This window comes from Lelliottia sp. 489, assembly GCF_050435885.1.
Taxonomy (GTDB): Bacteria; Pseudomonadota; Gammaproteobacteria; order Enterobacterales; family Enterobacteriaceae; genus Enterobacter; species Enterobacter nimipressuralis.
The window spans coordinates 231,359-250,226 of sequence record NZ_JBNDLC010000004.1; the positions used below are offsets into that span (position 1 = coordinate 231,359).

The following is an 18,868-nucleotide window of genomic DNA, read 5'->3' on the forward strand; positions in this document are numbered from 1 at the left end:
TAAAACAGCAATCACCCGCGTCGGATCAAATGGTTTCGCATGATGAGTTCCTACAATCGGCCCATCAACCGCAGAATAAAAGGAAGCGAACATGTCCACCTCCTGTCTCGATGCTTTGCAACAACGTTGCCAGCAAATTGTGACAAGCCCGGTACTGACAGCCGAGCAAAAACGTCATTTCCTGGCGCTGGAAGCGGAAAACAATCTACCCTACCCCGCGCTGTCACAGGCCGCGCGTGCGGCACTGGACGAGGGTTTCATCTGCGATATGTTTGAAGGCCATGCGCCCTTCAAACCGCGCTACGTTCTGCCGGACTACGCTAAATTCCTGGCAAACGGCTCAGAGTGGTTAGAGCTGGAAGGGGCGAAAGATCTCGATGAGGCCCTGTCGTTACTCACCATCCTCTACCACCATGTTCCATCCGTCACATCGATGCCGGTGTTTCTCGGCCATCTCGACGCGTTGCTGCAACCATATGTTATAATTCTAACACAAGAAGAAATTGATAGCCGAATAAAACGTTTCTGGCGTTATCTCGACAGAACCCTGCCAGACGCGTTTATGCACGCCAACATCGGCCCTGCGGATACCCCAGTCACCCGCGCAATTTTACGCGCTGACGCAGAGCTGAAGCAGGTCGCACCGAATCTCACCTTTATTTACGACCCGGAAATCACCCCTGATGATTTGCTGCTGAGCGTGGCGAAAAATATTTGCGAATGCAGTAAACCGCATATTTCCAACGGTCCGGTGAATGATAAAATTTTCACAAAAGGCCGTTATGGCGTAGTGAGTTGTTACAACTCCCTGCCGCTGGCGGGCGGTGGCAGTACCCTAGTTCGCCTCAACCTCAAGGCTATTGCCGAGAGCAGTGAATCAATGGACGATTTCTTTACCCGCACGCTACCGCACTACTGCCAGCAGCAGATCGCGATTATCGATGCACGCTGTGATTTCCTGTATGAGCAATCCGGCTTCTTTGAGAATAGCTTCCTGGTAAAAGAGGGGCTGATTGATGCGGATCGTTTTGTGCCGATGTTTGGCATGTACGGTCTGGCCGAAGCGGTGAATACCCTGTGCGAGAAAGCCGGGCTGAACGCGCGTTACGGCAAGGATGAGCAGGCCAATGCGCTGGGCTACCGCATGAGCGAACAGCTTGCGGAATTTGTCGAAAATACGCCGGTGAAACACGGCTGGAAGCAGCGCGCCATGCTGCATGCCCAGTCCGGAATCAGCTCTGACGCGGGTACTACGCCGGGTGCGCGTCTGCCGTATGGCGATGAGCCGGATCCGATTAGCCATCTGCTGGCCGTCGCGCCGCATCACAAATATTATCATTCAGGCATCAGTGATATTTTGACGCTGGACGAAACCATCAAGCGTAACCCGCAGGCCGTGGTTCAGCTGTGTCTTGGGGCGTTTAACGCCGGGATGCGCGAATTCACGGCCAACGTCGCCGGGAACGATCTGGTGCGTGTGACCGGGTATATGGTGCGCCTGTCAGATCTGGAGAAATACCGCGCGGAAGGCTCTCGTACCAACACCACCTGGCTTGGCGAAGAGGCCGCACGCAATACACGTATCCTTGAACGTCAGCCGCGCGTGATGAGCCATGAACAGCAGATGCGCTTTAGTTAGTCAGGTTATCCCCTTCTCCTGCGTGGACGGGCCGGGCAGCCGCCTGGCGCTGTTCCTGCAGGGGTGTAACCTGCGCTGCAAAACCTGCCACAACCCGTGGACCATTGGCCGCTGCAACGATTGTGGCGACTGCGTGCTTCACTGTCCGCACGATGCCCTGACCATTCAGGCCGGGCGCGTCTGGTGGCAGGAGAGTATCTGTCAAAAATGCGACACCTGTTTGCACGTCTGCCCGCAACAGGCCACCCCGATGGCGCAGCGTTTCAGCGTAGAGGAAATCCTTGGGCAGATTCGCACCGTCGCGCCTTTTATTGAAGGGATAACCGTCAGCGGCGGCGAAGCCACTACCCAGCTGCCGTTTGTGGTGGCGCTGTTTCGCGCCATCAAAGCGGACGCCTCCCTGAAACATTTAACCTGTCTGGTAGACAGCAACGGGCTGCTGAGTGAAACCGGCTGGCAAAAGCTGCTGCCGTTTTTTGAAGGTGCCATGCTGGATCTGAAAGCCTGGAACAACGAGCATCACCGTTTCCTGACCGGGCGCGAAAACCCGCAGATTAAAGACAGCATTCGCTGGCTGGCGCACCATCAGCGTTTAACGGAACTGCGGCTGCTGGTGATCCCGGATCATTGTGATTATCTGAAACATCTGGAGTCGCTGATCGCCTTTATTCACGCTCTCGGCGATGTGCCTGTCAGGATCAACGCTTTTCACGCCCACGGGGTGTACGGCGAGGCGGCCAGCTGGCGCAGCGCCACGGCAGAGGATGTAGAACCTCTGGCCTGCGCGCTGGAGAAACAGAGGATCGCGGTGATCCGTCCGGCGCTCTATTTATAGGGTGATGCCAAACAGATCTTCAGTGTTTTGCAGCAGCGCATCGGCGAGGGTTTCTGCCGGCTCAGCACGTAATTCACACAGCGTCGTAAAGACACGCGCCGCCTGCTCCGGGCGATTCGGCTGGCCCTGAAAACCGTTCAGTGGCATGTCCGGCGCGTCAGTTTCCAGCAGCAAGGATGACAGGGGCAACTGCGCCATCACGTCGCGGGTTTTACTGGCGCGCGGATAGGTGATTGTGCCGCCGACGCCAATTTTGTAGCCCAGCTCGATAAAACGTTGCGCCTGTTGCAGGCTTCCGGAAAAACCGTGCACTACGCCGGTTCGCGGCAGATCGGCGCGTTTGAGATGCATCGCCAGTTTGTCGTGAGTGCGTCTCGAGTGGAGGATCACCGGCAGATCGTGACGTTTAGCCAGTTTTAGCTGCGCATCCAAAAGCGCCTGCTGGCGGTCGAATTGCGGATCGTCACGATAGAGATCGAGACCGATCTCACCGATCGCCACCAGCTTGTTTCCGGCGGTGAGAATACAGGCTTCCAGCTGGTCAAGATGCGCATCCTGATGCGTTTCCACCACAATGGGATGCAGGCCCAGCGCGGCGTAGAGTGCCGTGTGGCTGCGGGCCAAATCGAGCACCCGCTCAAAATTCGCCGCTTCAATGGCAGGCACGATAATCGCCTGCACACCCGCCTTCGCTGCCTGCGCAATACTTTGCGCTTCGTTGCCGGTAAACGGCGGGAAATCAAAGTGGCAATGGGTGTCGACAAAGCGAAAAGTCACGCCAGATCCTCGTTATCAAAGGTCGTATCGTTCGCCTGCGGGGCATCCACCAGCGGCATCGTCAGGGCGTCGTTGGCCACAATCGCCGGCGGCGTGATGATGCGCTTATGCCGATAAATAGGCGGACTTTCGGCCAGCAGTTTCCCCACCGTTGCCAGGAAATAGCGAGCGCACAGACGCCCGGTTTTATAGTCATCGCGCAGCGCAGGTATGCGACTGCCCAGCGCCATGCTGTTAAGGGGTTTCGGCGGGTAGATTTCAAAGATTTTCAGCTTGCCCGGCGGCTTTTCGATAAACCGCTGCATTGCGCTGTAGCTGGTTTCATGCTGATGAGCGATGTTCACCAGCGGCTGCAGGCTACTGTCCCCAAGCCATTTTTCCATGCGCTTAAACCACTGCGGGGTGTAGTACATTTGCGACGGCACGGTGCGGATCACCACGATAGTTTGCGCGCCACGGCGGGCAGCTTCCTGAACGGGGACGGCGTCGCTGATTCCACCGTCCAGATAGTTGATGCCGTCGAGGGCCGCTGCGGTCCGGTAGAAGCCAGGAATCGCGCTGGATGCACGCAGAATATCCAGCCAGTTCTCTTTTTGCGGTGAGAAGTAGCCCGGCGTGTAGTCATCGCCCCGGCTGGCGCACATCCAGAACTCTTTTCCCGTATCAAAAAGGCGAGAAGCGGTGTCCATCGCCAGCGGCATCTGGCTGGAGGTGGAGTCTAAGAGCCAGTCCAGATCGATGAGATTTCCGCCGCGTACAAAGCGCAGCGGATTGAAGAAATCGCGAGAAGTGGTGTAACGCATGATCACTTTGCGTGCGTAACCGGGCTGGTTACAGACGTAGGCAGAGAGGTTTTGCGCCCCGGCGGACGTGCCAAAGAAGAGATCGAAGGGGTTAAATTGCGCGCGCATGAATTCATCCAGCACCCCGGCCGTGAAGATGCCTCGCTGCCCACCGCCTTCGCATACCAGCGCGAGCCGGCCGACGCGAAAAGGTTTTAACGCCAACGGCGCGATATTGCCGAGCGTAACCGGAATTCTCTGCCCCACTGCTACACCTGTTTTTCATTCTTCTGTTATTACACAGTAGCGCAAACTGGCCCTATGACTCAAACCAGAAAAAGCCAGTCGCAAGGACTGGCTTTTAGTGTGGTGTTGTCGGCTGTGTTTTCCGACGGGCTGATTACGCTTATCTAGGGACGACGGCGTCCGGTAAACAGGCTGACCAGGAACAGGATAATACCGACAACGAAAACAATTTTCGCCGCGCCGGCCGCTGTACCCGCCAGACCACCAAAGCCCAGAGCGGCGGCAATTAACGCGATAACCAGAAATATAATGCCCCAACGAAACATAAAACTCTCCTTTACCATAGTTAATATCAGCCGCTATATGTGAGCGCTCAGGTGCTCACAAGCGTTGTGTCCAAAAGTCGTTCTTATTTCGCTTTCAGATCGTTTTTGACGCTTTTAACGCCATCGACGGCTTTAGCGATAGTTTCGGCGCGTTCCACCTGCGCCTGGGAATCAACCGTACCGGAGAGCTGGACCACACCGTCGGTGGTTTCAACTTTCACTTTACGAGACGGTACGATGTCATCTGCTAATAGTTTAGCTTTGATTTCGCTGGTGGTTGCGGTGTCGCCTGCATAGCCTTTCACAGACGCGTCTTTAGCATCACGCACGTGCAGTTTGTCGCTGACTGAGGTGACGCCTTCAACGCCTTTCGCCACGGTGACGGCTTGTTCAGCCTGCGCCTGGCTTTCCACGAAGCCACTCAGGGTGACCACTTTTTTGTCAGTTTTTACGGAAATGTCGGTGCTCTTGATGTTTTCATCATCCACCAGAGCCGCTTTCACTTTTGCTGTGATAGAGCTGTCATCCATGAAATTACCGACTTTATTCATAGAGCTATCGATTTTTTGCCCTGCGCTGTCCGCGGTGGATTGCGCCTTATCCGTAGTAGTGCTTTCTGCCAGGGCAGAACCACTTACCAGGAGGCCACCCAGAGTGACTGCCAGCAGAGTTTTAGAAATCTTAAGTCTTGTCATATTCATCGATGTATTCCTGTAGTTTGCTCGGAAGTTGAGCGTCAAAACATCCCTTCATACTAGTTTTTAATCTTGCGAATAAACACACGGCCGGGATGAGAGACTCATGAACACGCATTGAACAGGACTATCATCCGCGCCCGGTGTTAAACACTGAGTTAAATATAGATCACATTGACAAAGCCGCTTTCAGAATCGGGCAAAAAACGAGCAATAACGCTAAAATCGCGTTGAATTAAGAACATTCCGCAAGGGATTAATAAGGCTGGAGTTTAAGAAGAGCACGGCGGGCGCCGTGCTCTGAGAAAGGATTAGTGCTCGCGGGTTTTGCGGAACTGAACGTCAGGATAGCGTTCCTGGGTCAGATTCAGGTTAACCATGGTTGGGGCGATGTACGTCAGGTTATCGCCGCCATCCAGCGCCAGCTGGATTTCGTTCTTACGTTTGAACTCTTCGAATTTCTTCACGTCAGCACATTCAACCCAGCGCGCCGTCGCCACGTTCACCGATTCGTAGATCGCTTCCACGTTGTACTCGCTCTTCAGACGCGCAACGACCACGTCGAACTGCAGCACACCGACCGCGCCCACGATCAGATCGTTGTTGGCAATTGGACGGAAGACCTGCACCGCGCCCTCTTCGGAGAGCTGGACCAGACCTTTGAGCAGCTGCTTTTGCTTCAGCGGATCTTTCAGACGGATACGACGGAACAGTTCCGGCGCGAAGTTCGGGATACCGGTGAACTTCATCATTTCACCCTGGGTGAAGGTGTCGCCGATCTGAATGGTGCCGTGGTTATGCAGGCCGATGATGTCGCCCGGATAGGCTTCTTCAACGTGTGAACGGTCGCCCGCCATAAAGGTCAGCGCGTCGGAAATGACAACGTCTTTCCCGATACGCACCTGGCGCAGCTTCATGCCCTTTTCATACTTACCGGAAACCACACGCAGGAAGGCCACGCGGTCGCGGTGTTTCGGGTCCATGTTGGCCTGAATCTTAAAGACGAAGCCGGTGAATTTCTCTTCTGCGGCTTCGACAAGACGGGAGTCAGTTTTGCGCGGCATCGGCTGCGGCGCCCACTCCACCAGACCGTCGAGCATATGATCCACACCAAAGTTACCCAGTGCGGTACCGAAGAATACCGGTGTGATTTCCCCGGCCAGGAACAGCTCTTTGTCAAACTCGTGAGAAGCGCCTTTGACCAGCTCCAGCTCATCGCGCAGCTGAGAGGCCAGCTCTTCGCCCACGGCCACGTCCAGATCCGGGTTATCCAGACCTTTCACGATACGCACGTCCTGGATGGTGTGACCTTTACCGGTCTGGTACAGATACACTTCATCTTTATAGAGGTGGTAAACGCCCTTGAACAGCTTACCGCAGCCGATCGGCCAGGTAATTGGCGCACAGGCGATTTTCAGCTCGCGTTCCACTTCGTCCATCACTTCCATCGGATCGCGGATGTCACGGTCGAGTTTGTTCATGAAGGTCAGGATCGGCGTATCGCGCAGACGGGTGACTTCCATCAGCTTACGGGTACGATCTTCTACCCCTTTCGCGGCGTCGATGACCATCAGACAGCAGTCAACCGCCGTCAGCGTACGGTAGGTATCTTCGGAGAAGTCTTCGTGGCCTGGGGTGTCGAGCAGGTTCACCAGGCAGTCGTGATACGGGAACTGCATCACGGAGGTGGTAATGGAAATACCACGCTGCTTTTCCATCTCCATCCAGTCCGATTTGGCGTGCTGGCTGGAGCCACGGCCTTTTACCGTACCGGCGGTCTGAATCGCCTGTCCGAACAGCAGTACCTTTTCGGTGATGGTCGTTTTACCGGCATCCGGGTGAGAAATAATGGCAAAAGTACGGCGCTTCGCCACCTCTTGCAGATAAGGAGACAACGTCATAATCAAATCTTCTTATATAAGCGCGGCAGCAGGCCACGCATCATGGAATACGAAATTGCGGCTATTTTACCCATCAATGGGGGGCAGGCAATCATTGTTTACACAGGAGTTGCTCCAGTTCGTTCAATGACGATACGGTCCAGGTCGGTTCGATGCCTTCAGGCAGCGCGCGACCGTGTGCGTTCAGCCAGCAGGTTGCCAGCCCGGACTTCATCCCGCCCAGAATATCCGACTCGGCGGTGTCTCCGACCATCAGCACGCGCTCACGTGCGGGATGGCCGGCTTTTTCCAGCGCATAGTCAAAAATACGCGGATCGGGTTTTGGCACGCCCACCTGTTCAGAGATCACCAGCGCGTCGAAATGATCGCGCAGGCCCGTGCGTTCAAGGCGGATCTGCTGCAGGGCGGTAAAGCCATTGGTGATGATCCCGAGCTTCACTTTGCCTTTAAGGGCATTAAGCAGGGAAATCGCCCCAGGCAGCGGTGCGCAAATCTCCGCCATCGCGTTGAGAAAAGCCTCGTTCAGCGCACCGGGAGAGACATTCAGACGCTCGGACCAGCCCTGAAAACGCTGGTGCTGGAGCTGTAACGCAGAGATGGCACCGTTCTGGTAATCCACCCAAAGCGGTTTGTTCACCGCCTGATAGTCCTGAAAATCTTCTGCGGTAAAGGTGACGCTATAGTCTAAAAACATCCGCTGTAGGCCGCCAAACGAATCAAACGTAAACAGCGTTTCGTCGGCGTCAAAGAAAATCCAGTCCCATTTCATCGTTACAACCTTATTTGTTATCCAAGCGGCAGCGCCATGATGATGGCGTCTTCGCGTCCCTCGGCAGTCGGGTAATAATTACGGCGAATCGTCGCCTCGTTAAAGCCTAAGCTTTCGTAGAGTGCGATGGCGGCCGCATTGGAGGCGCGAACCTCCAGCCACAGCGTGAAGACATCACGTGTCTCCAGCTCGCGTATTACATGTTCCAGCAGTTCCCGGGCCAGGCCACGGCGCTGGTATGCAGGATCGACGGCAATGTTAAACAGCGTCGCTTCATCCAGCACGACCTGCGTAATGGCAAATGCCGCCATTTCGCCATCGACATCCAGATGGAAATTCAGATAGCGCTCGCCCTGATTGCTGGCGAATGTTTTTTCGCTCCATGGAAAGGCATGGGCGCGCGTCTCGATCGCGAACGCTGATGCCAGATCAGACGTCGTGAGGGAAGAAATCGTGTTCATATTCACAGATTTGTTGCCATAGCGCGCTTCGCGCCTTTGGGTTTGCTTTCAATTCTTCCAGTGGCGGCGTAAGCAGCTGACCGCCCTCAAGGGGAGTCTCATCCGCAACGCCAAGCCGCCAGCTGTTGCAGCGGCTCTCCGGCGGCAGCATCGCCACGCGCTCGGGCGTCAGCTGTAACACCTGATCGGCGCTCACTTTCAGCGTACGCAGAACGTCGCTGACCAGCGTCTCAGTGAGCGAGGGCAGCTCTTCAGCCACCATGACCAGACGAACGTGTGCCGGAATGGAGATAGCGATTTCACCCTGCAACGCCGTCGGGCGACGCAGAGACCACTGGGTGATGCCCAGTTGCTGTAACTGCCAGTCACGTCGGGATGTCATAGGGAAAACTCCTGTCTGTCAGGCGCGCAAATATAGCAAATTCGTCGTATATCCGCCAACAAACTACTATAATCCCCGGCTGAGTTTATTGAGGAACAATTCATGTCTGCATTTACCCCGGCAAGTGAAGTCTTGCTGCGTCACAGTGATGATTTCGAAGAAAGCCGTATTCTGTTTGCCGGAGATATGCAGGACGATCTGCCTGCCCGTTTCGAATGCGCCGAAAGCCGCGCCCATACCCAGCAATTCCATCACTGGCAGGTGTTAAGCCGTCAGATGGAAGATCGCGTGCGCTTCAGCCTGGTGGCGGAGCAAAGCGATATCGCCGACTGCGATACGCTGATCTACTACTGGCCAAAGAACAAACCTGAAGCGCAGTTCCAGCTGATGAACCTGCTCTCCATGCTGCCGGTTGGCAGCGACATTTTCGTCGTCGGCGAGAACCGCAGCGGCGTGCGTAGCGCCGAACAGATGCTGGCGGAATACGCGTCGCTGAACAAAATCGACAGCGCGCGTCGCTGCGGTTTGTACCACGGTCGTCTGGAAAAACAGCCTGAGTTTGATGCCGAAAAAGCCTGGGGCGAATATCAGCTCGAAGGGCTGACAATCAAAACGCTGCCGGGCGTCTTTAGCCGCGACGGTCTGGATGTGGGCAGCCAGCTGCTGCTCTCCACCTTTACGCCGCACACCAAAGGCAAAGTGCTGGATGTCGGCTGCGGCGCAGGCGTGTTGTCTGCCGTGCTCGCCACCCACTCCCCGAAAGTGCGTCTTACCCTGTGCGACGTGAGCGCGCCGGCCGTTGAAGCCAGCCGTGCCACCCTTGCCGCCAATGAACTCGAAGGCGACGTTTTCGCCAGCAACGTGTTCTCAGAGGTGACGGGGCGTTTCGATATGATTATCTCCAACCCGCCATTCCACGACGGCATGGAAACCAGCCTTGAAGCGGCACAAACGCTGATTCGCGGTGCGGTACGTCACCTCAACAGCGGCGGTGAGCTGCGCATCGTGGCCAACGCCTTCCTGCCTTATCCTAATCTTCTGGATGAGATTTTCGGCTTCCATGAAGTGCTGGCGCAGACCGGTCGCTTTAAAGTTTACCGCACGGTTATGACGCGTCAGGCGAAGAAGTAATTTGCCGCCAGCCCGGCAGCGCATCGCGCTCCGGGCTATACAAATGCCGATTTTTGCAGCAATCAAAACATCCTGGGCAATTATCTGTTGACGGAAAGCTGAAAACATCTAGAATGCGCCTCCGTGGTTGCGATACTTTTTAAGTATTGATGGTATGCGACGGTGGCGGAATTGGTAGACGCGCTAGCTTCAGGTGTTAGTGTCTTTACGGACGTGAGGGTTCAAGTCCCTCCCCTCGCACCACAAACCATGTTTGATATTGTTCTCACCGGGCGACGGTGGCGGAATTGGTAGACGCGCTAGCTTCAGGTGTTAGTGTCTTAACGGACGTGGGGGTTCAAGTCCCCCCCCTCGCACCAACGAGGCAATATCAAAAAGAATAAGATAACAGTGCGAAGGTGGCGGAATTGGTAGACGCGCTAGCTTCAGGTGTTAGTGTTCTTACGGACGTGGGGGTTCAAGTCCCCCTCTTCGCACCACTTATCTTATCTCCTCCCTGATTAACTCCCTGTCATTTCCCTTTTATTTCAAACTCATCATTATTACCAGCATCCCACTGATCAGCGCGACGCAAGACGGCAGCAGAACGAAATGACGCAACTGCTTGTGCCAAATCATTCCTGATGTGACCAACAGACCCGACACGATAATCGCTTTCCAGACGTCCAATGAGAGATCGGCAAATGTCAGCCCAGCGATGACGATCCCCGGCAGCAACACACCCCATCCACTTCCCAGCGCCTTGCTCAACATGTTTTTCTCTCTCAACGCGATAATGATAACCAATATCATATGATAGGTTTTCTCATTTGTCAGCACTGGCCGATACAATCAGGCAACCTTTACCTTTCCCGTAATGACAGGATATGAGTAAGGTGATAAATTGCACACCTGTTAACTATTTATAATAAATTTCTGATATTTTAGTCCCTGATTATTGCGCAGTATTTCATTCACATCGGCAGCCATTAGTTTGATTTAATTCAGAATTACTAAAAATATACCGACATGACAGCACAATCCTGGCGTTCATTACGTCACAAGAAATATCAGTTATCTTTACGTTTATTTTTATTCCTGAACGCCGTGTCAGCACTTTTTACTGTGTTCAATCCCTTATACAGCGTGCATACGCTGACCCTGCCTGTCGCGCTTATTTTCACGCTCAGCCTGTCGCTGCTGGTCTGGCACTGGAAGAATAAAACCCGGCAGATCAATATTCCGCTGATTTCATTCATCTTTGGTGGAATTTGGGCCTGGCACATCGCCTGGAAATTTATGCTGGTCACGCAGGATCCTTATACCTTCCTGCTGCTGGCCCTGCTAAGCGTCCTGTTTATCGGCTCGCTGGCGTTTGCCAGTGATATCAAAGCATTTACTATCCACTCGCTGCCGACATTTCTGGTCTGTCTGTGGTTTTGCCCGCCCGAGTACTGGCCACGCATCGTTTACTCCCTCGCGCTGCCGATGATTGGGATTGCAATCCATCACGTGATTCAAAGACGTAACGATCGTTTTGCTCAGGACTTGCTGTACCGGCTGCTTGAGGAGCGGGAGACGCTCAACGATCTAAGTATGATGGACCCGCTGACCGGCCTGTATAACCGCCGTGGCCTGCAAAGCAGGCTGGAGAATCTGCCTACGCTTGAGCAGGGAGAACATTTCGTTCTGCTGCTGGATATCGATCATTTCAAGGCCTATAACGATCACTACGGCCATATGATGGGCGATCAGGCGCTGATTCGGGTTTCGGCTGCAATCCGTGACGCCGTGCGCTCACGCGATATCGTCGCCCGTTTTGGCGGGGAAGAGTTTATGGTGCTGCTGACCAGCGTCACGCTCGATCAGGCGCGCCAGACCGCCGAGCGTATTCGCCAGAAGGTCTACGACCTGAAGATCCCGCATATGTTTAATGAGAGCGTGGCGACCAACGTCACCATCAGTATTGGCATTGCGATTTATGAGTCAGAGGATATCGAAGCGGCGCTCGAAAAAGCGGATAAAGCGCTCTACGAAGCCAAGCACATGGGCCGCAACAATATCCTCTTAAGCCCTGAACTCCAGGCAGGATAAGCCCCACCTCCCGCTTTACCGACAAAAGGCTTGCGATCGGTTTGCTCTATAGCTAGGATTGGCAATCATTATCATTTAGATTTGTATCCTATTCTCCTATGGCTACTCGTTCCGCACAAATCGTTGATCCTGTCATCTGGCTAGCCCCTCCTGGCGCCGGGCGTTCAACGCTTGCGGATTCCGTACGGGAAACCATCGCCGAACATCGCGCTTACCTGCTCGATTTCATCAAGCTGGATGAACCCCATCCGCACCAGGCCATGACGCTGGCGCAGTGGTGTCGCCCGGCAGAAATGCACTCTTTGCTCGCGGTCTATTCCGATCATATCTATCGAAACCAGCCTAATCTTGCGCGAGAAAATAAACCGTTACTCTCACTGTGGGCGCAATGGTACATCGGGCTGATGGTGCCTCCGCTGATGATAGCCCTGTTAACCCAGGACGCCGCGCTGGACCTTTCTCCGGAGCATTTTTTCGTCGAGTTTCATGAAACCGGCCGTGCGGCCTGCTTCTGGATTGACGTCCATGAGGATCGGAATACGACGGTGCTGTCCGCGCAGGAGCGTATGGAAACGCTGGTGAAACAGGCGCTCATTCCAGTGGTAAATGCGCTGGAAGAGACTGGCGATATCAACGGGAAGCTTATCTGGAGTAATACCGGGTATCTCATTCACTGGTATCTGACCGAGATGAAAGCAGTGCTGGGCGATGAAACCGTCGAGGCGCTGCGTCAGTCCTGTTTCTTTGCCAAACAGCTTTCAGATGGCCAGGATAATCCGTTGTTCCGCACCGTGGTTCCGCGCGACGGATTACTGGTCCGTCGGACCTGCTGCCAGCGCTATCGCCTGCCGGATGTTCAGCAGTGTGGTGATTGTACGCTGAAGTAATATCTTTACAGGCTGCCCTCTTATAACGGGGGAAAATGCAAATACAAAAACGGCAACCGAAGTTGCCGTTTTGCTTTTTGATTAAGCCACCTGCTGGCTATCCTCTTCAGCGCGCTGTGCTTCTTCGGCTTCCTGCTCCAGCAACTGCTTCTCGTACACTTTAAAGAACGGGTAGTAGATGATGGCCGAGACCAGCGCCAGCAGGATGACCAGCACCGCCGCACGGAAGTCCCAGCCCAACGCCCACGCAGCACCCACCGGGGCCGGAGCGGTCCATGGCACCACAGAAATCACACGTCCAATCAGATCCAGCTTCATGGCGGCCCATGCGAGCACTGCGTTCACCATCGGTGCCAGCAGGAATGGAATGAAGAACACAGGGTTCATCACGATTGGGGTACCGAAAATTACCGGTTCGTTAATGTTAAAGAAGCTTGGTACAACGCTTAAACGGCCAATGGACCGCAGGTGTGCGGAACGGCTGCGCAGATAGCAGATCACCAGCCCCATCGTGGCGCCCGAGCCACCGATGACGATAAAGAAGGTCCAGAACGCTTCCATAAAGATATGCGGCAGTGGCGCACCCTGAGCCAGCGCGGTCTGGTTCATGCCCAGGTTAGTCAGCCAGAACATCTGCAGCATGCCTGACACAATCGCAGCGCCGTGGATCCCGGCAAACCACAGCAGGTGACCAATCAACACAGCCAGCAGAATTGCAGGCAGAGAATCCGCCGCCGACACCAGCGGTTTAAAGATCGACATAATCGCCTGAGGGATCAGCATGTCGAACTGAGACTGAATAAACAGGCTCAGGGGATAAAGCGTAAGCACCACGACCAGCACCGGGATCAGCAGATCAAATGAGTTTTTGATCATCGGTGGCACCTGGTCCGGCAGACGAATGCCAATATTGTGTGCCTTCAGGAAACGCATCATTTCCACGCAGTACACGGCCACAAGAATCGCAGTAAAGATCCCGGTCCCGCCCAGGCTATCGACCGGCATCGCCCCTTTGGTTTTCGGTGCAGCAACCAGTAAAAATGCCATCAGCGACAGCATCGCGCACATGAACGGGTCGAGCTGATGCGACTTAACGTAGTGCTTACCCAGGTTGTAGGCGATAGCCGCACAGATGTAGATCGACATGATTCCCATGGTCATATCGAACGGGGTCAGGATCTGCCCTTCGAACTGTTTCGCCATATCCAGCCACGCACGGGCAAAGCCCCATGTGGTGTCCGGTGAGAAAGGCGGGTAAGCAAACACCAGCAAGAAGGAGCCGACAATCATAAAGGGCATCGCGGAAATAAATCCGTCACGAATCGCCATCACGTGGCGCTGAGAGGAGATACGCCCGGCGACGGGACTGACATAGTTTTCAACGAACCGGAAAATAAGATTAAACGCAGCATGGTTGGCAGACATAGTGGGGCTCCTGTCAGACGTTCAGTTTGGACGCAGACGCGCCACACGGTGATCCATACATCATTGTCACCACCTTGCTGGTTCGTGTACCAGCGGTACCGCTCGGACAAATTGGTTTCATATTCGACTCTTATTATTGGATACAGGGGAAGTTACATCGTCAGTATTAATCTCTCCATCACACTCTGCAACCGGTTACTGTAACCGGTTTCCGTGAATGTGAAGGCGATCCAGAAAACGAGTGAACAGAATATTTGTTACCTAAGAGATATTTACAGAGCATAATTTCTTATGACAGATTACGCAGGATATTTGTCAGGAGATAACAATGAGTTTGCAGTCCGTACGGCAATTTTTTGCTGACAATGCCCCGGATATTGATGTCATCGAGCTTAGCCAAAGCACCGCAACGGTTGCATTGGCCGCAGCCGCCCATCATGTCGAGCCGGGACAGATAGCGAAAACCTTATCACTGAAGGTTAAAAACGAGGTGATTCTGGTGGTCGCAAAAGGCGATGCACGCCTGGATAACAAAAAACTGAAAAATGCGTTTGGCGCGAAAGCGCGGATGCTGTGCAGTGATGAAGTGGTGACGCTAACCGGGCATCCCGTTGGTGGAGTTTGCCCCTTCGGCCTGGAGACTCCGCTGGCCGTTTACTGCGACGTTTCCCTTAAACAATATGAGGAAGTGCTTCCTGCGGCCGGGTCAATTCACAGCGCAGTGCGTATCGCGCCTGAGCGAATGGCTGAGCTTACATCGGCTAAATGGATTGATGTCTGCATCTGATCGCTGCGCCAGGTTCCTCTGGCGCAATGATGCACAATGAAAAGCACTACGCCGCCTTAACAGTTAGTTTCAGCTCACGCATGGGCAACTGCCCCAGAATATCTGCCGCATGCAGCAGCCCCACATCGGAACTCACCCCCAGCTTCACCATCACATTATATTTATGCGCGCGAACGGTTTTGATATTGCGTTTAAGCTGCTCCGCAATTTCGGGAATGGAAAGGCCCGCCGAAAGATGGCGCATAATCGCCCGCTCCATTGGGCTTAACATTCTGGATAAGCTTCCTTGCCAGTGGGCAAAGGCGTTGTTATTGACTCGCTCGGTTTCGCTTAACAGAATGATCAGCAGTTTTTGCAGCTCAGCCAGTGAGGCCGACTTACTGATTATTCCGTGAAGACGGGAAGGCGTCAGTTGACCGATCAATCTTGCCTCAACGTCGTCTGCCGCCAGAATAATGCGCTGTATACCACTGTGGGTTAGGGCCAGTTCTCGCAGTGACACCAGACAATTTCTTCGTTCTTCTCGCACATCTGAAAGCGAATAGATCACCGAGAAAAAAGGAGTCTGTGAAAGCGCGGCCTTGAAACTGCTAAAGTTTTTAAACAGATGAAGGCGATATTCGCTAAATGGCGCGATGGCAAAGAGATGTTCAAGCCCCACGGCACTCATCGTGCATTGGTCTATGACAGCAATATCTCTTCCTGAGGCATTTGTTTCCATTCCTTTTGCTCTCCATAGGCTGAGATTAAGTTCAGCTCTCTCATTCCCTGTGTACTATTGATCCATGCGTACATTTCTGCATTTCCGTGCAGAGATAAACGACGCATCGCACTATTTTTTTGCGCACTGACGGTTTTATTGCTTTTTTTCAGTAACGTGGCGATTTGGTTTATTCCCCAGCCTTTTCCAAGCAGACGTAATACTTTACGTTCTGAGAGGGTCAGTATTACAGGGACTTTATACTCATTATCATCAACTCGCGGCTCAGGTGATAACAGCGTCTGACTTATCCGATCAGAATACTCGCTCCCCGCGCGGATCGCGTTGATGACGCCTTCGATAGGTTCCATATCCGAAAGCAGTGTGCTTTCGGGGCGTATGAGCAACTCAACAGCGAGAGGGTAAAGAGGACGTGAGACCAGAAAAATCCAGTGGATATCCCGGTATTGACTTAATAACAGATAATAGTGTTCAAGCGCGCCGCGAGGGTTGACGTAATCACCTGAAATATCAGCAACCACGACAGATGCACGATTTAAATTCTGTAAAGTCAGATCGTCATGTGTGCGGCAAAAAGACACGTCATATTCTGGAAAATGGCTGGCCATGATGCCGCCCAGACCGGTTTGCATCACCGGGATTTTACTGATAACGATTACTGATTTTCCCTTCACTGGTGACATAGATTCTCCGAATCCTTTCTTCATCTAATTAATGATATTAAAATCACGGCTCAGACATGGGCATTATCCTGACCCTAAGTTATTAGTACAGGTTATATTAACGATAACAACTATAATCCTGACATTGTTAAATCCGAGGATAATATAATACAAAAATCAGAATAACATAATAGTCCTTGCACAAAATATTAAACGCATCAAACTAAATTAATAAATTATATATATCATCAATTAGTATTCACGAAATAAATAACAAACACCCCAGTCCGCTCTGCGCCTGCCGTTGCATCCTGTCACTGATTGCACAAATGTTGATCTGACCCAGAGCCAGACAGGCTGCCGTTTGTGCTAAAAGTAAACATTCCAGACACTCTGGCAGTTCTCATTTTCAGGGCAACCAATGCAGGCAGATCAGTCGTCACAACGCGCCGCCACGCGACTATGCATACAGTGCGGTCTTTTCTTATTACAACACGGCGCAGAGAGCGCATTGGTCGAAGAGCTGTCGACCCGCCTGGGTCTGGCGCTGGGGGTGGACAGCGTAGAAAGCTCTATCTCGTCTAACGCCATCGTGCTGACCACCATAAAAGAGGGCCAGTGTCTGACGTCGACGCGCAAAAACCAGGATCGCGGCATCAATATGCACGTGGTCACCGAAGTGCAGCACATCGTCATCATGGCTGAACACAAGCTTCTGGACTTGCCCGGCGTTGAAAAACGGTTCAACCAGATTAAGCCGCTGCGCTACCCGCGCTGGTTAGTGGTGCTGATGGTGGGGCTGTCCTGCGCCTGTTTCTGCAAACTGAATAATGGCGGATGGGATGGCGCGGTGGTGACCTTTTTCGCCAGCGCCATCGCCATGTACGTACGCCAGCTCCTGACACAGCGCCATATGCATCCGCAGATAAACTTTTGTCTCACTGCCTTTGTCGCAACAACCGTCTCCGGTCTGCTGCTGCGCCTGCCTGTGTTTGTCAGCACAGCGAGCGTCGCCATGGCGGCCAGCGTCCTGCTGCTGGTACCGGGTTTTCCGCTGATCAACGCCGTCGCTGATATGTTCAAAGGGCACATCAATACGGGTCTGGCACGCTGGGCGATTGCGAGCCTGTTAACCCTCGCGACCTGCATCGGCGTGGTCATGGCCATGACACTCTGGGGGCTGCGCGGATGGGCATAATCGACTTTTTATTCGCTCTGGCACAAGACATGGCGCTGGCTGCCATTCCTGCCGTGGGCTTTGCGATGGTCTTTAACGTGCCGCAGCGCGCCCTGCCCTGGTGCGCCCTGTTAGGTGCTATCGGTCATGGTTCGCGAATGGTAATGATGACCGCCGGGTTTAACATCGAATGGTCAACGTTTATGGCCTCGATGCTGGTCGGCTGTATCGGCATTCAGTGGTCGCGCTGGTATCTGGCGCACCCGAAAGTGTTCACCGTGGCGGCGGTGATCCCGATGTTCCCCGGCATATCCGCCTACACAGCGATGATCTCGGCGGTGAAGATCAGCCACTTCGGCTACAGCGAGCCGCAAATGATCCTGCTGTTGAGCAATTTCCTCAAAGCCTCGTCCATCGTCGGCGCGCTCTCCATCGGTCTGTCGATTCCCGGTTTGTGGCTCTACAGAAAGCGCCCACGCGTTTGAATTTGTGTTCTCCCGCTGCCATGGCGATAATCCCTGCATTCTGTTTGGCGATGTAAGGAGTGGAAGTGGCTAACCCTGGCAGCGAATTCCCCGACCACCAAGATGATTCCAGCCTGAAGGACAAAATTTTTCAGAGCGCGATTACCCTGTTTGCCGAATACGGTCTGAACGGCGCGCGAATGGAGCAGATTGCCGAAAAAGCCGGCACCACCAAGCGCATGGTGGTTTATCACTATAAAAACAAAGAGAACCTCTATCTCCAGGCGCTGGAGTACGTTTACACCGAGATCCGCGCCAGCGAAAAACAGCTCAGCCTGTCAGGGCTGCCGCCCGTTGAAGCGCTGGTCCATCTGGTGGAAGCGACCTTTGATTACCACGCCGATCATCCGGATTACATTCGCATTATCTGCATGGAGAACATGCAGCGTGGCCGCTTTATGCAGCAGTCCAGCTATCTGCGTCAGGTTAATCGCAGCGCACTCGAACTGCTGGAAGCGATCCTGCAGCGTGGCAAAGAGAAGCAGCTATTTAATCAGACCGTTGATGCGCGCGACCTGCACCGTTTGATCAGCAGTTTCAGTTTTCATTACGTCGCCAACAGCTATACCTTCACGCTGCTATTTGAAGACGGCGCCGATGAGCAGGCCCAGCGCCAGCACTATCGCAAAATGGCCGTTCAGGTGGCCCTTCGCTATACCTGCCCATAA

Annotated in this window: 21 protein-coding genes and 3 tRNA genes; 12 read left to right on the forward strand and 12 right to left on the reverse strand. The window is 53.7% G+C overall.

The features are described from left to right. Window positions 1–91: 91 nt before the first annotated feature. Window positions 92–1,639, forward strand: coding sequence for a YjjI family glycine radical enzyme (locus ABIE11_RS14740; protein ID WP_429184773.1), 1,548 nt, complete (start codon window positions 92–94; stop codon window positions 1,637–1,639). Next, complete coding sequence (locus ABIE11_RS14745) at window positions 1,614–2,474, forward strand: YjjW family glycine radical enzyme activase (RefSeq protein ID WP_429184774.1); 861 nt, start codon at window positions 1,614–1,616, stop codon at window positions 2,472–2,474. Before ABIE11_RS14740 ends, ABIE11_RS14745 begins: the two co-directional genes overlap by 26 nt. On the opposite strand, the gene ABIE11_RS14750 is transcribed toward ABIE11_RS14745, so the two are convergent. The 8 genes from ABIE11_RS14750 to ABIE11_RS14785 all read right to left on the reverse strand — a co-directional run bounded on the left by ABIE11_RS14750 (window position 2,469) and on the right by ABIE11_RS14785 (window position 8,813). Then, window positions 2,469–3,251: a TatD family hydrolase gene (locus ABIE11_RS14750; RefSeq protein ID WP_181827301.1), complete on the reverse strand. Its 783-nt coding sequence runs from the start codon at window positions 3,249–3,251 to the stop codon at window positions 2,469–2,471. The genes ABIE11_RS14745 and ABIE11_RS14750 overlap by 6 nt on opposite strands. Then, window positions 3,248–4,300 carry a patatin-like phospholipase family protein gene (locus tag ABIE11_RS14755; RefSeq protein WP_107702304.1) on the reverse strand — a complete coding sequence of 351 codons (1,053 nt, stop codon included), beginning with the start codon at window positions 4,298–4,300 and terminating at the stop codon, window positions 3,248–3,250. Before ABIE11_RS14755 ends, ABIE11_RS14750 begins: the two co-directional genes overlap by 4 nt. A gap of 143 nt (window positions 4,301–4,443) precedes the next feature. Next, window positions 4,444–4,605, reverse strand: a complete 162-nt coding sequence (locus ABIE11_RS14760; protein ID WP_002887716.1) for a DUF1328 domain-containing protein — start codon at window positions 4,603–4,605, stop codon at window positions 4,444–4,446. Window positions 4,606–4,688: 83 nt separating this feature from the next. Beyond that, the gene (gene osmY, locus ABIE11_RS14765; RefSeq protein ID WP_102104543.1) at window positions 4,689–5,306 is read right to left on the reverse strand and encodes a molecular chaperone OsmY; all 618 of its coding nucleotides are present in this window, start codon (window positions 5,304–5,306) and stop codon (window positions 4,689–4,691) included. 305 nt (window positions 5,307–5,611) lie between these two features. Continuing rightward, on the reverse strand, window positions 5,612–7,201 hold the full coding sequence (gene prfC, locus ABIE11_RS14770) for a peptide chain release factor 3 (protein WP_102104542.1): 1,590 nt from the start codon (window positions 7,199–7,201) through the stop codon (window positions 5,612–5,614). 91 nt (window positions 7,202–7,292) lie between these two features. Further along, entirely contained in the window at window positions 7,293–7,970 is a 678-nt protein-coding gene (gene yjjG, locus ABIE11_RS14775; RefSeq protein WP_100777741.1) for a pyrimidine 5'-nucleotidase, read from the reverse strand. Window positions 7,971–7,987: 17 nt separating this feature from the next. Further along, window positions 7,988–8,431 carry a ribosomal protein S18-alanine N-acetyltransferase gene (rimI, locus tag ABIE11_RS14780; protein WP_102104541.1) on the reverse strand — a complete coding sequence of 148 codons (444 nt, stop codon included), beginning with the start codon at window positions 8,429–8,431 and terminating at the stop codon, window positions 7,988–7,990. Then, entirely contained in the window at window positions 8,400–8,813 is a 414-nt protein-coding gene (locus ABIE11_RS14785; protein ID WP_100777743.1) for a DNA polymerase III subunit psi, read from the reverse strand. Before ABIE11_RS14785 ends, rimI begins: the two co-directional genes overlap by 32 nt. Window positions 8,814–8,915: 102 nt before the next feature. Between ABIE11_RS14785 and rsmC the strand changes: the two genes are divergently transcribed. The 4 genes from rsmC (at window position 8,916) to ABIE11_RS14805 (ending at window position 10,423) form a co-directional block, all read left to right on the forward strand. Next, on the forward strand, window positions 8,916–9,944 hold the full coding sequence (gene rsmC / locus ABIE11_RS14790) for a 16S rRNA (guanine(1207)-N(2))-methyltransferase RsmC (protein ID WP_429184775.1): 1,029 nt from the start codon (window positions 8,916–8,918) through the stop codon (window positions 9,942–9,944). 156 nt (window positions 9,945–10,100) lie between these two features. Then, a tRNA-Leu gene (locus tag ABIE11_RS14795) sits at window positions 10,101–10,187 on the forward strand. Between the two features lie 29 nt (window positions 10,188–10,216). Further along, window positions 10,217–10,303 (forward strand) — tRNA-Leu (locus ABIE11_RS14800). A gap of 33 nt (window positions 10,304–10,336) precedes the next feature. Further along, window positions 10,337–10,423, forward strand: a tRNA-Leu gene (locus ABIE11_RS14805). Between the two features lie 43 nt (window positions 10,424–10,466). On the opposite strand, the gene ABIE11_RS14810 is transcribed toward ABIE11_RS14805, so the two are convergent. Beyond that, entirely contained in the window at window positions 10,467–10,736 is a 270-nt protein-coding gene (locus tag ABIE11_RS14810; RefSeq protein ID WP_100780767.1) for a DUF1435 domain-containing protein, read from the reverse strand. 216 nt (window positions 10,737–10,952) lie between these two features. On the opposite strand from ABIE11_RS14810, the gene ABIE11_RS14815 reads away from it, so the two are divergent. Together ABIE11_RS14815 and fhuF are read left to right on the forward strand one after the other, a co-directional pair. After that, window positions 10,953–12,017, forward strand: coding sequence for a GGDEF domain-containing protein (locus ABIE11_RS14815; RefSeq protein WP_102104538.1), 1,065 nt, complete (start codon window positions 10,953–10,955; stop codon window positions 12,015–12,017). A 98-nt stretch (window positions 12,018–12,115) separates the two neighbouring features. Further along, the gene (gene fhuF / locus ABIE11_RS14820) at window positions 12,116–12,904 is read left to right on the forward strand and encodes a siderophore-iron reductase FhuF (protein WP_181827298.1); all 789 of its coding nucleotides are present in this window, start codon (window positions 12,116–12,118) and stop codon (window positions 12,902–12,904) included. An 81-nt stretch (window positions 12,905–12,985) separates the two neighbouring features. Here fhuF and ABIE11_RS14825 read toward each other — a convergent pair whose 3' ends face one another. Continuing rightward, window positions 12,986–14,329, reverse strand: a complete 1,344-nt coding sequence (locus ABIE11_RS14825) for a PTS sugar transporter subunit IIC (RefSeq protein ID WP_100777747.1) — start codon at window positions 14,327–14,329, stop codon at window positions 12,986–12,988. Between the two features lie 328 nt (window positions 14,330–14,657). On the opposite strand from ABIE11_RS14825, the gene ABIE11_RS14830 reads away from it, so the two are divergent. Beyond that, a complete protein-coding gene (locus tag ABIE11_RS14830; RefSeq protein ID WP_100777748.1) occupies window positions 14,658–15,116 on the forward strand; it encodes a YbaK/EbsC family protein in 459 nt (152 codons plus the stop codon). Between the two features lie 46 nt (window positions 15,117–15,162). Here the strand turns inward: ABIE11_RS14830 and bglJ are convergent, their stop codons facing one another. Both bglJ and ABIE11_RS14840 read right to left on the reverse strand, forming a co-directional pair. Next, window positions 15,163–15,786 (reverse strand): DNA-binding transcriptional activator BglJ, encoded by a 624-nt coding sequence (bglJ, locus tag ABIE11_RS14835; RefSeq protein ID WP_129035777.1) that lies wholly within the window; start codon window positions 15,784–15,786, stop codon window positions 15,163–15,165. 11 nt (window positions 15,787–15,797) lie between these two features. Beyond that, window positions 15,798–16,520 carry a response regulator transcription factor gene (locus tag ABIE11_RS14840; RefSeq protein WP_100777750.1) on the reverse strand — a complete coding sequence of 241 codons (723 nt, stop codon included), beginning with the start codon at window positions 16,518–16,520 and terminating at the stop codon, window positions 15,798–15,800. Between the two features lie 400 nt (window positions 16,521–16,920). On the opposite strand from ABIE11_RS14840, the gene ABIE11_RS14845 reads away from it, so the two are divergent. The 3 genes from ABIE11_RS14845 (at window position 16,921) to ABIE11_RS14855 (ending at window position 18,868) form a co-directional block, all read left to right on the forward strand. After that, the gene (locus tag ABIE11_RS14845; RefSeq protein WP_429184776.1) at window positions 16,921–17,697 is read left to right on the forward strand and encodes a threonine/serine ThrE exporter family protein; all 777 of its coding nucleotides are present in this window, start codon (window positions 16,921–16,923) and stop codon (window positions 17,695–17,697) included. Then, window positions 17,688–18,161 carry a threonine/serine exporter gene (locus ABIE11_RS14850; protein ID WP_100777752.1) on the forward strand — a complete coding sequence of 158 codons (474 nt, stop codon included), beginning with the start codon at window positions 17,688–17,690 and terminating at the stop codon, window positions 18,159–18,161. Before ABIE11_RS14845 ends, ABIE11_RS14850 begins: the two co-directional genes overlap by 10 nt. 65 nt (window positions 18,162–18,226) lie before the next feature. Then, window positions 18,227–18,868, forward strand: a complete 642-nt coding sequence (locus tag ABIE11_RS14855; RefSeq protein ID WP_102104535.1) for a TetR family transcriptional regulator — start codon at window positions 18,227–18,229, stop codon at window positions 18,866–18,868.

What these genes read in the sequence shown, in the direction of transcription:
- ABIE11_RS14740 (WP_429184773.1), top strand. Translation starts at nt 92, where the DNA reads ATGTCCACCTCCTGTCTCGATGCTTTGCAACAACGTTGCCAGCAAATT.
- ABIE11_RS14745 (WP_429184774.1), top strand. Translation starts at nt 1,614, where the DNA reads ATGAACAGCAGATGCGCTTTAGTTAGTCAGGTTATCCCCTTCTCCTGC.
- ABIE11_RS14760 (WP_002887716.1), bottom strand. Translation starts at nt 4,605, where the DNA reads ATGTTTCGTTGGGGCATTATATTTCTGGTTATCGCGTTAATTGCCGCC.
- osmY (WP_102104543.1), bottom strand. Translation starts at nt 5,306, where the DNA reads ATGAATATGACAAGACTTAAGATTTCTAAAACTCTGCTGGCAGTCACT.
- prfC (WP_102104542.1), bottom strand. Translation starts at nt 7,201, where the DNA reads ATGACGTTGTCTCCTTATCTGCAAGAGGTGGCGAAGCGCCGTACTTTT.
- yjjG (WP_100777741.1), bottom strand. Translation starts at nt 7,970, where the DNA reads ATGAAATGGGACTGGATTTTCTTTGACGCCGACGAAACGCTGTTTACG.
- rimI (WP_102104541.1), bottom strand. Translation starts at nt 8,431, where the DNA reads ATGAACACGATTTCTTCCCTCACGACGTCTGATCTGGCATCAGCGTTC.
- ABIE11_RS14785 (WP_100777743.1), bottom strand. Translation starts at nt 8,813, where the DNA reads ATGACATCCCGACGTGACTGGCAGTTACAGCAACTGGGCATCACCCAG.
- rsmC (WP_429184775.1), top strand. Translation starts at nt 8,916, where the DNA reads ATGTCTGCATTTACCCCGGCAAGTGAAGTCTTGCTGCGTCACAGTGAT.
- ABIE11_RS14810 (WP_100780767.1), bottom strand. Translation starts at nt 10,736, where the DNA reads ATGATATTGGTTATCATTATCGCGTTGAGAGAGAAAAACATGTTGAGC.
- ABIE11_RS14815 (WP_102104538.1), top strand. Translation starts at nt 10,953, where the DNA reads ATGACAGCACAATCCTGGCGTTCATTACGTCACAAGAAATATCAGTTA.
- fhuF (WP_181827298.1), top strand. Translation starts at nt 12,116, where the DNA reads ATGGCTACTCGTTCCGCACAAATCGTTGATCCTGTCATCTGGCTAGCC.
- ABIE11_RS14825 (WP_100777747.1), bottom strand. Translation starts at nt 14,329, where the DNA reads ATGTCTGCCAACCATGCTGCGTTTAATCTTATTTTCCGGTTCGTTGAA.
- ABIE11_RS14830 (WP_100777748.1), top strand. Translation starts at nt 14,658, where the DNA reads ATGAGTTTGCAGTCCGTACGGCAATTTTTTGCTGACAATGCCCCGGAT.
- bglJ (WP_129035777.1), bottom strand. Translation starts at nt 15,786, where the DNA reads ATGAGTGCCGTGGGGCTTGAACATCTCTTTGCCATCGCGCCATTTAGC.
- ABIE11_RS14840 (WP_100777750.1), bottom strand. Translation starts at nt 16,520, where the DNA reads ATGTCACCAGTGAAGGGAAAATCAGTAATCGTTATCAGTAAAATCCCG.
- ABIE11_RS14845 (WP_429184776.1), top strand. Translation starts at nt 16,921, where the DNA reads ATGCAGGCAGATCAGTCGTCACAACGCGCCGCCACGCGACTATGCATA.
- ABIE11_RS14850 (WP_100777752.1), top strand. Translation starts at nt 17,688, where the DNA reads ATGGGCATAATCGACTTTTTATTCGCTCTGGCACAAGACATGGCGCTG.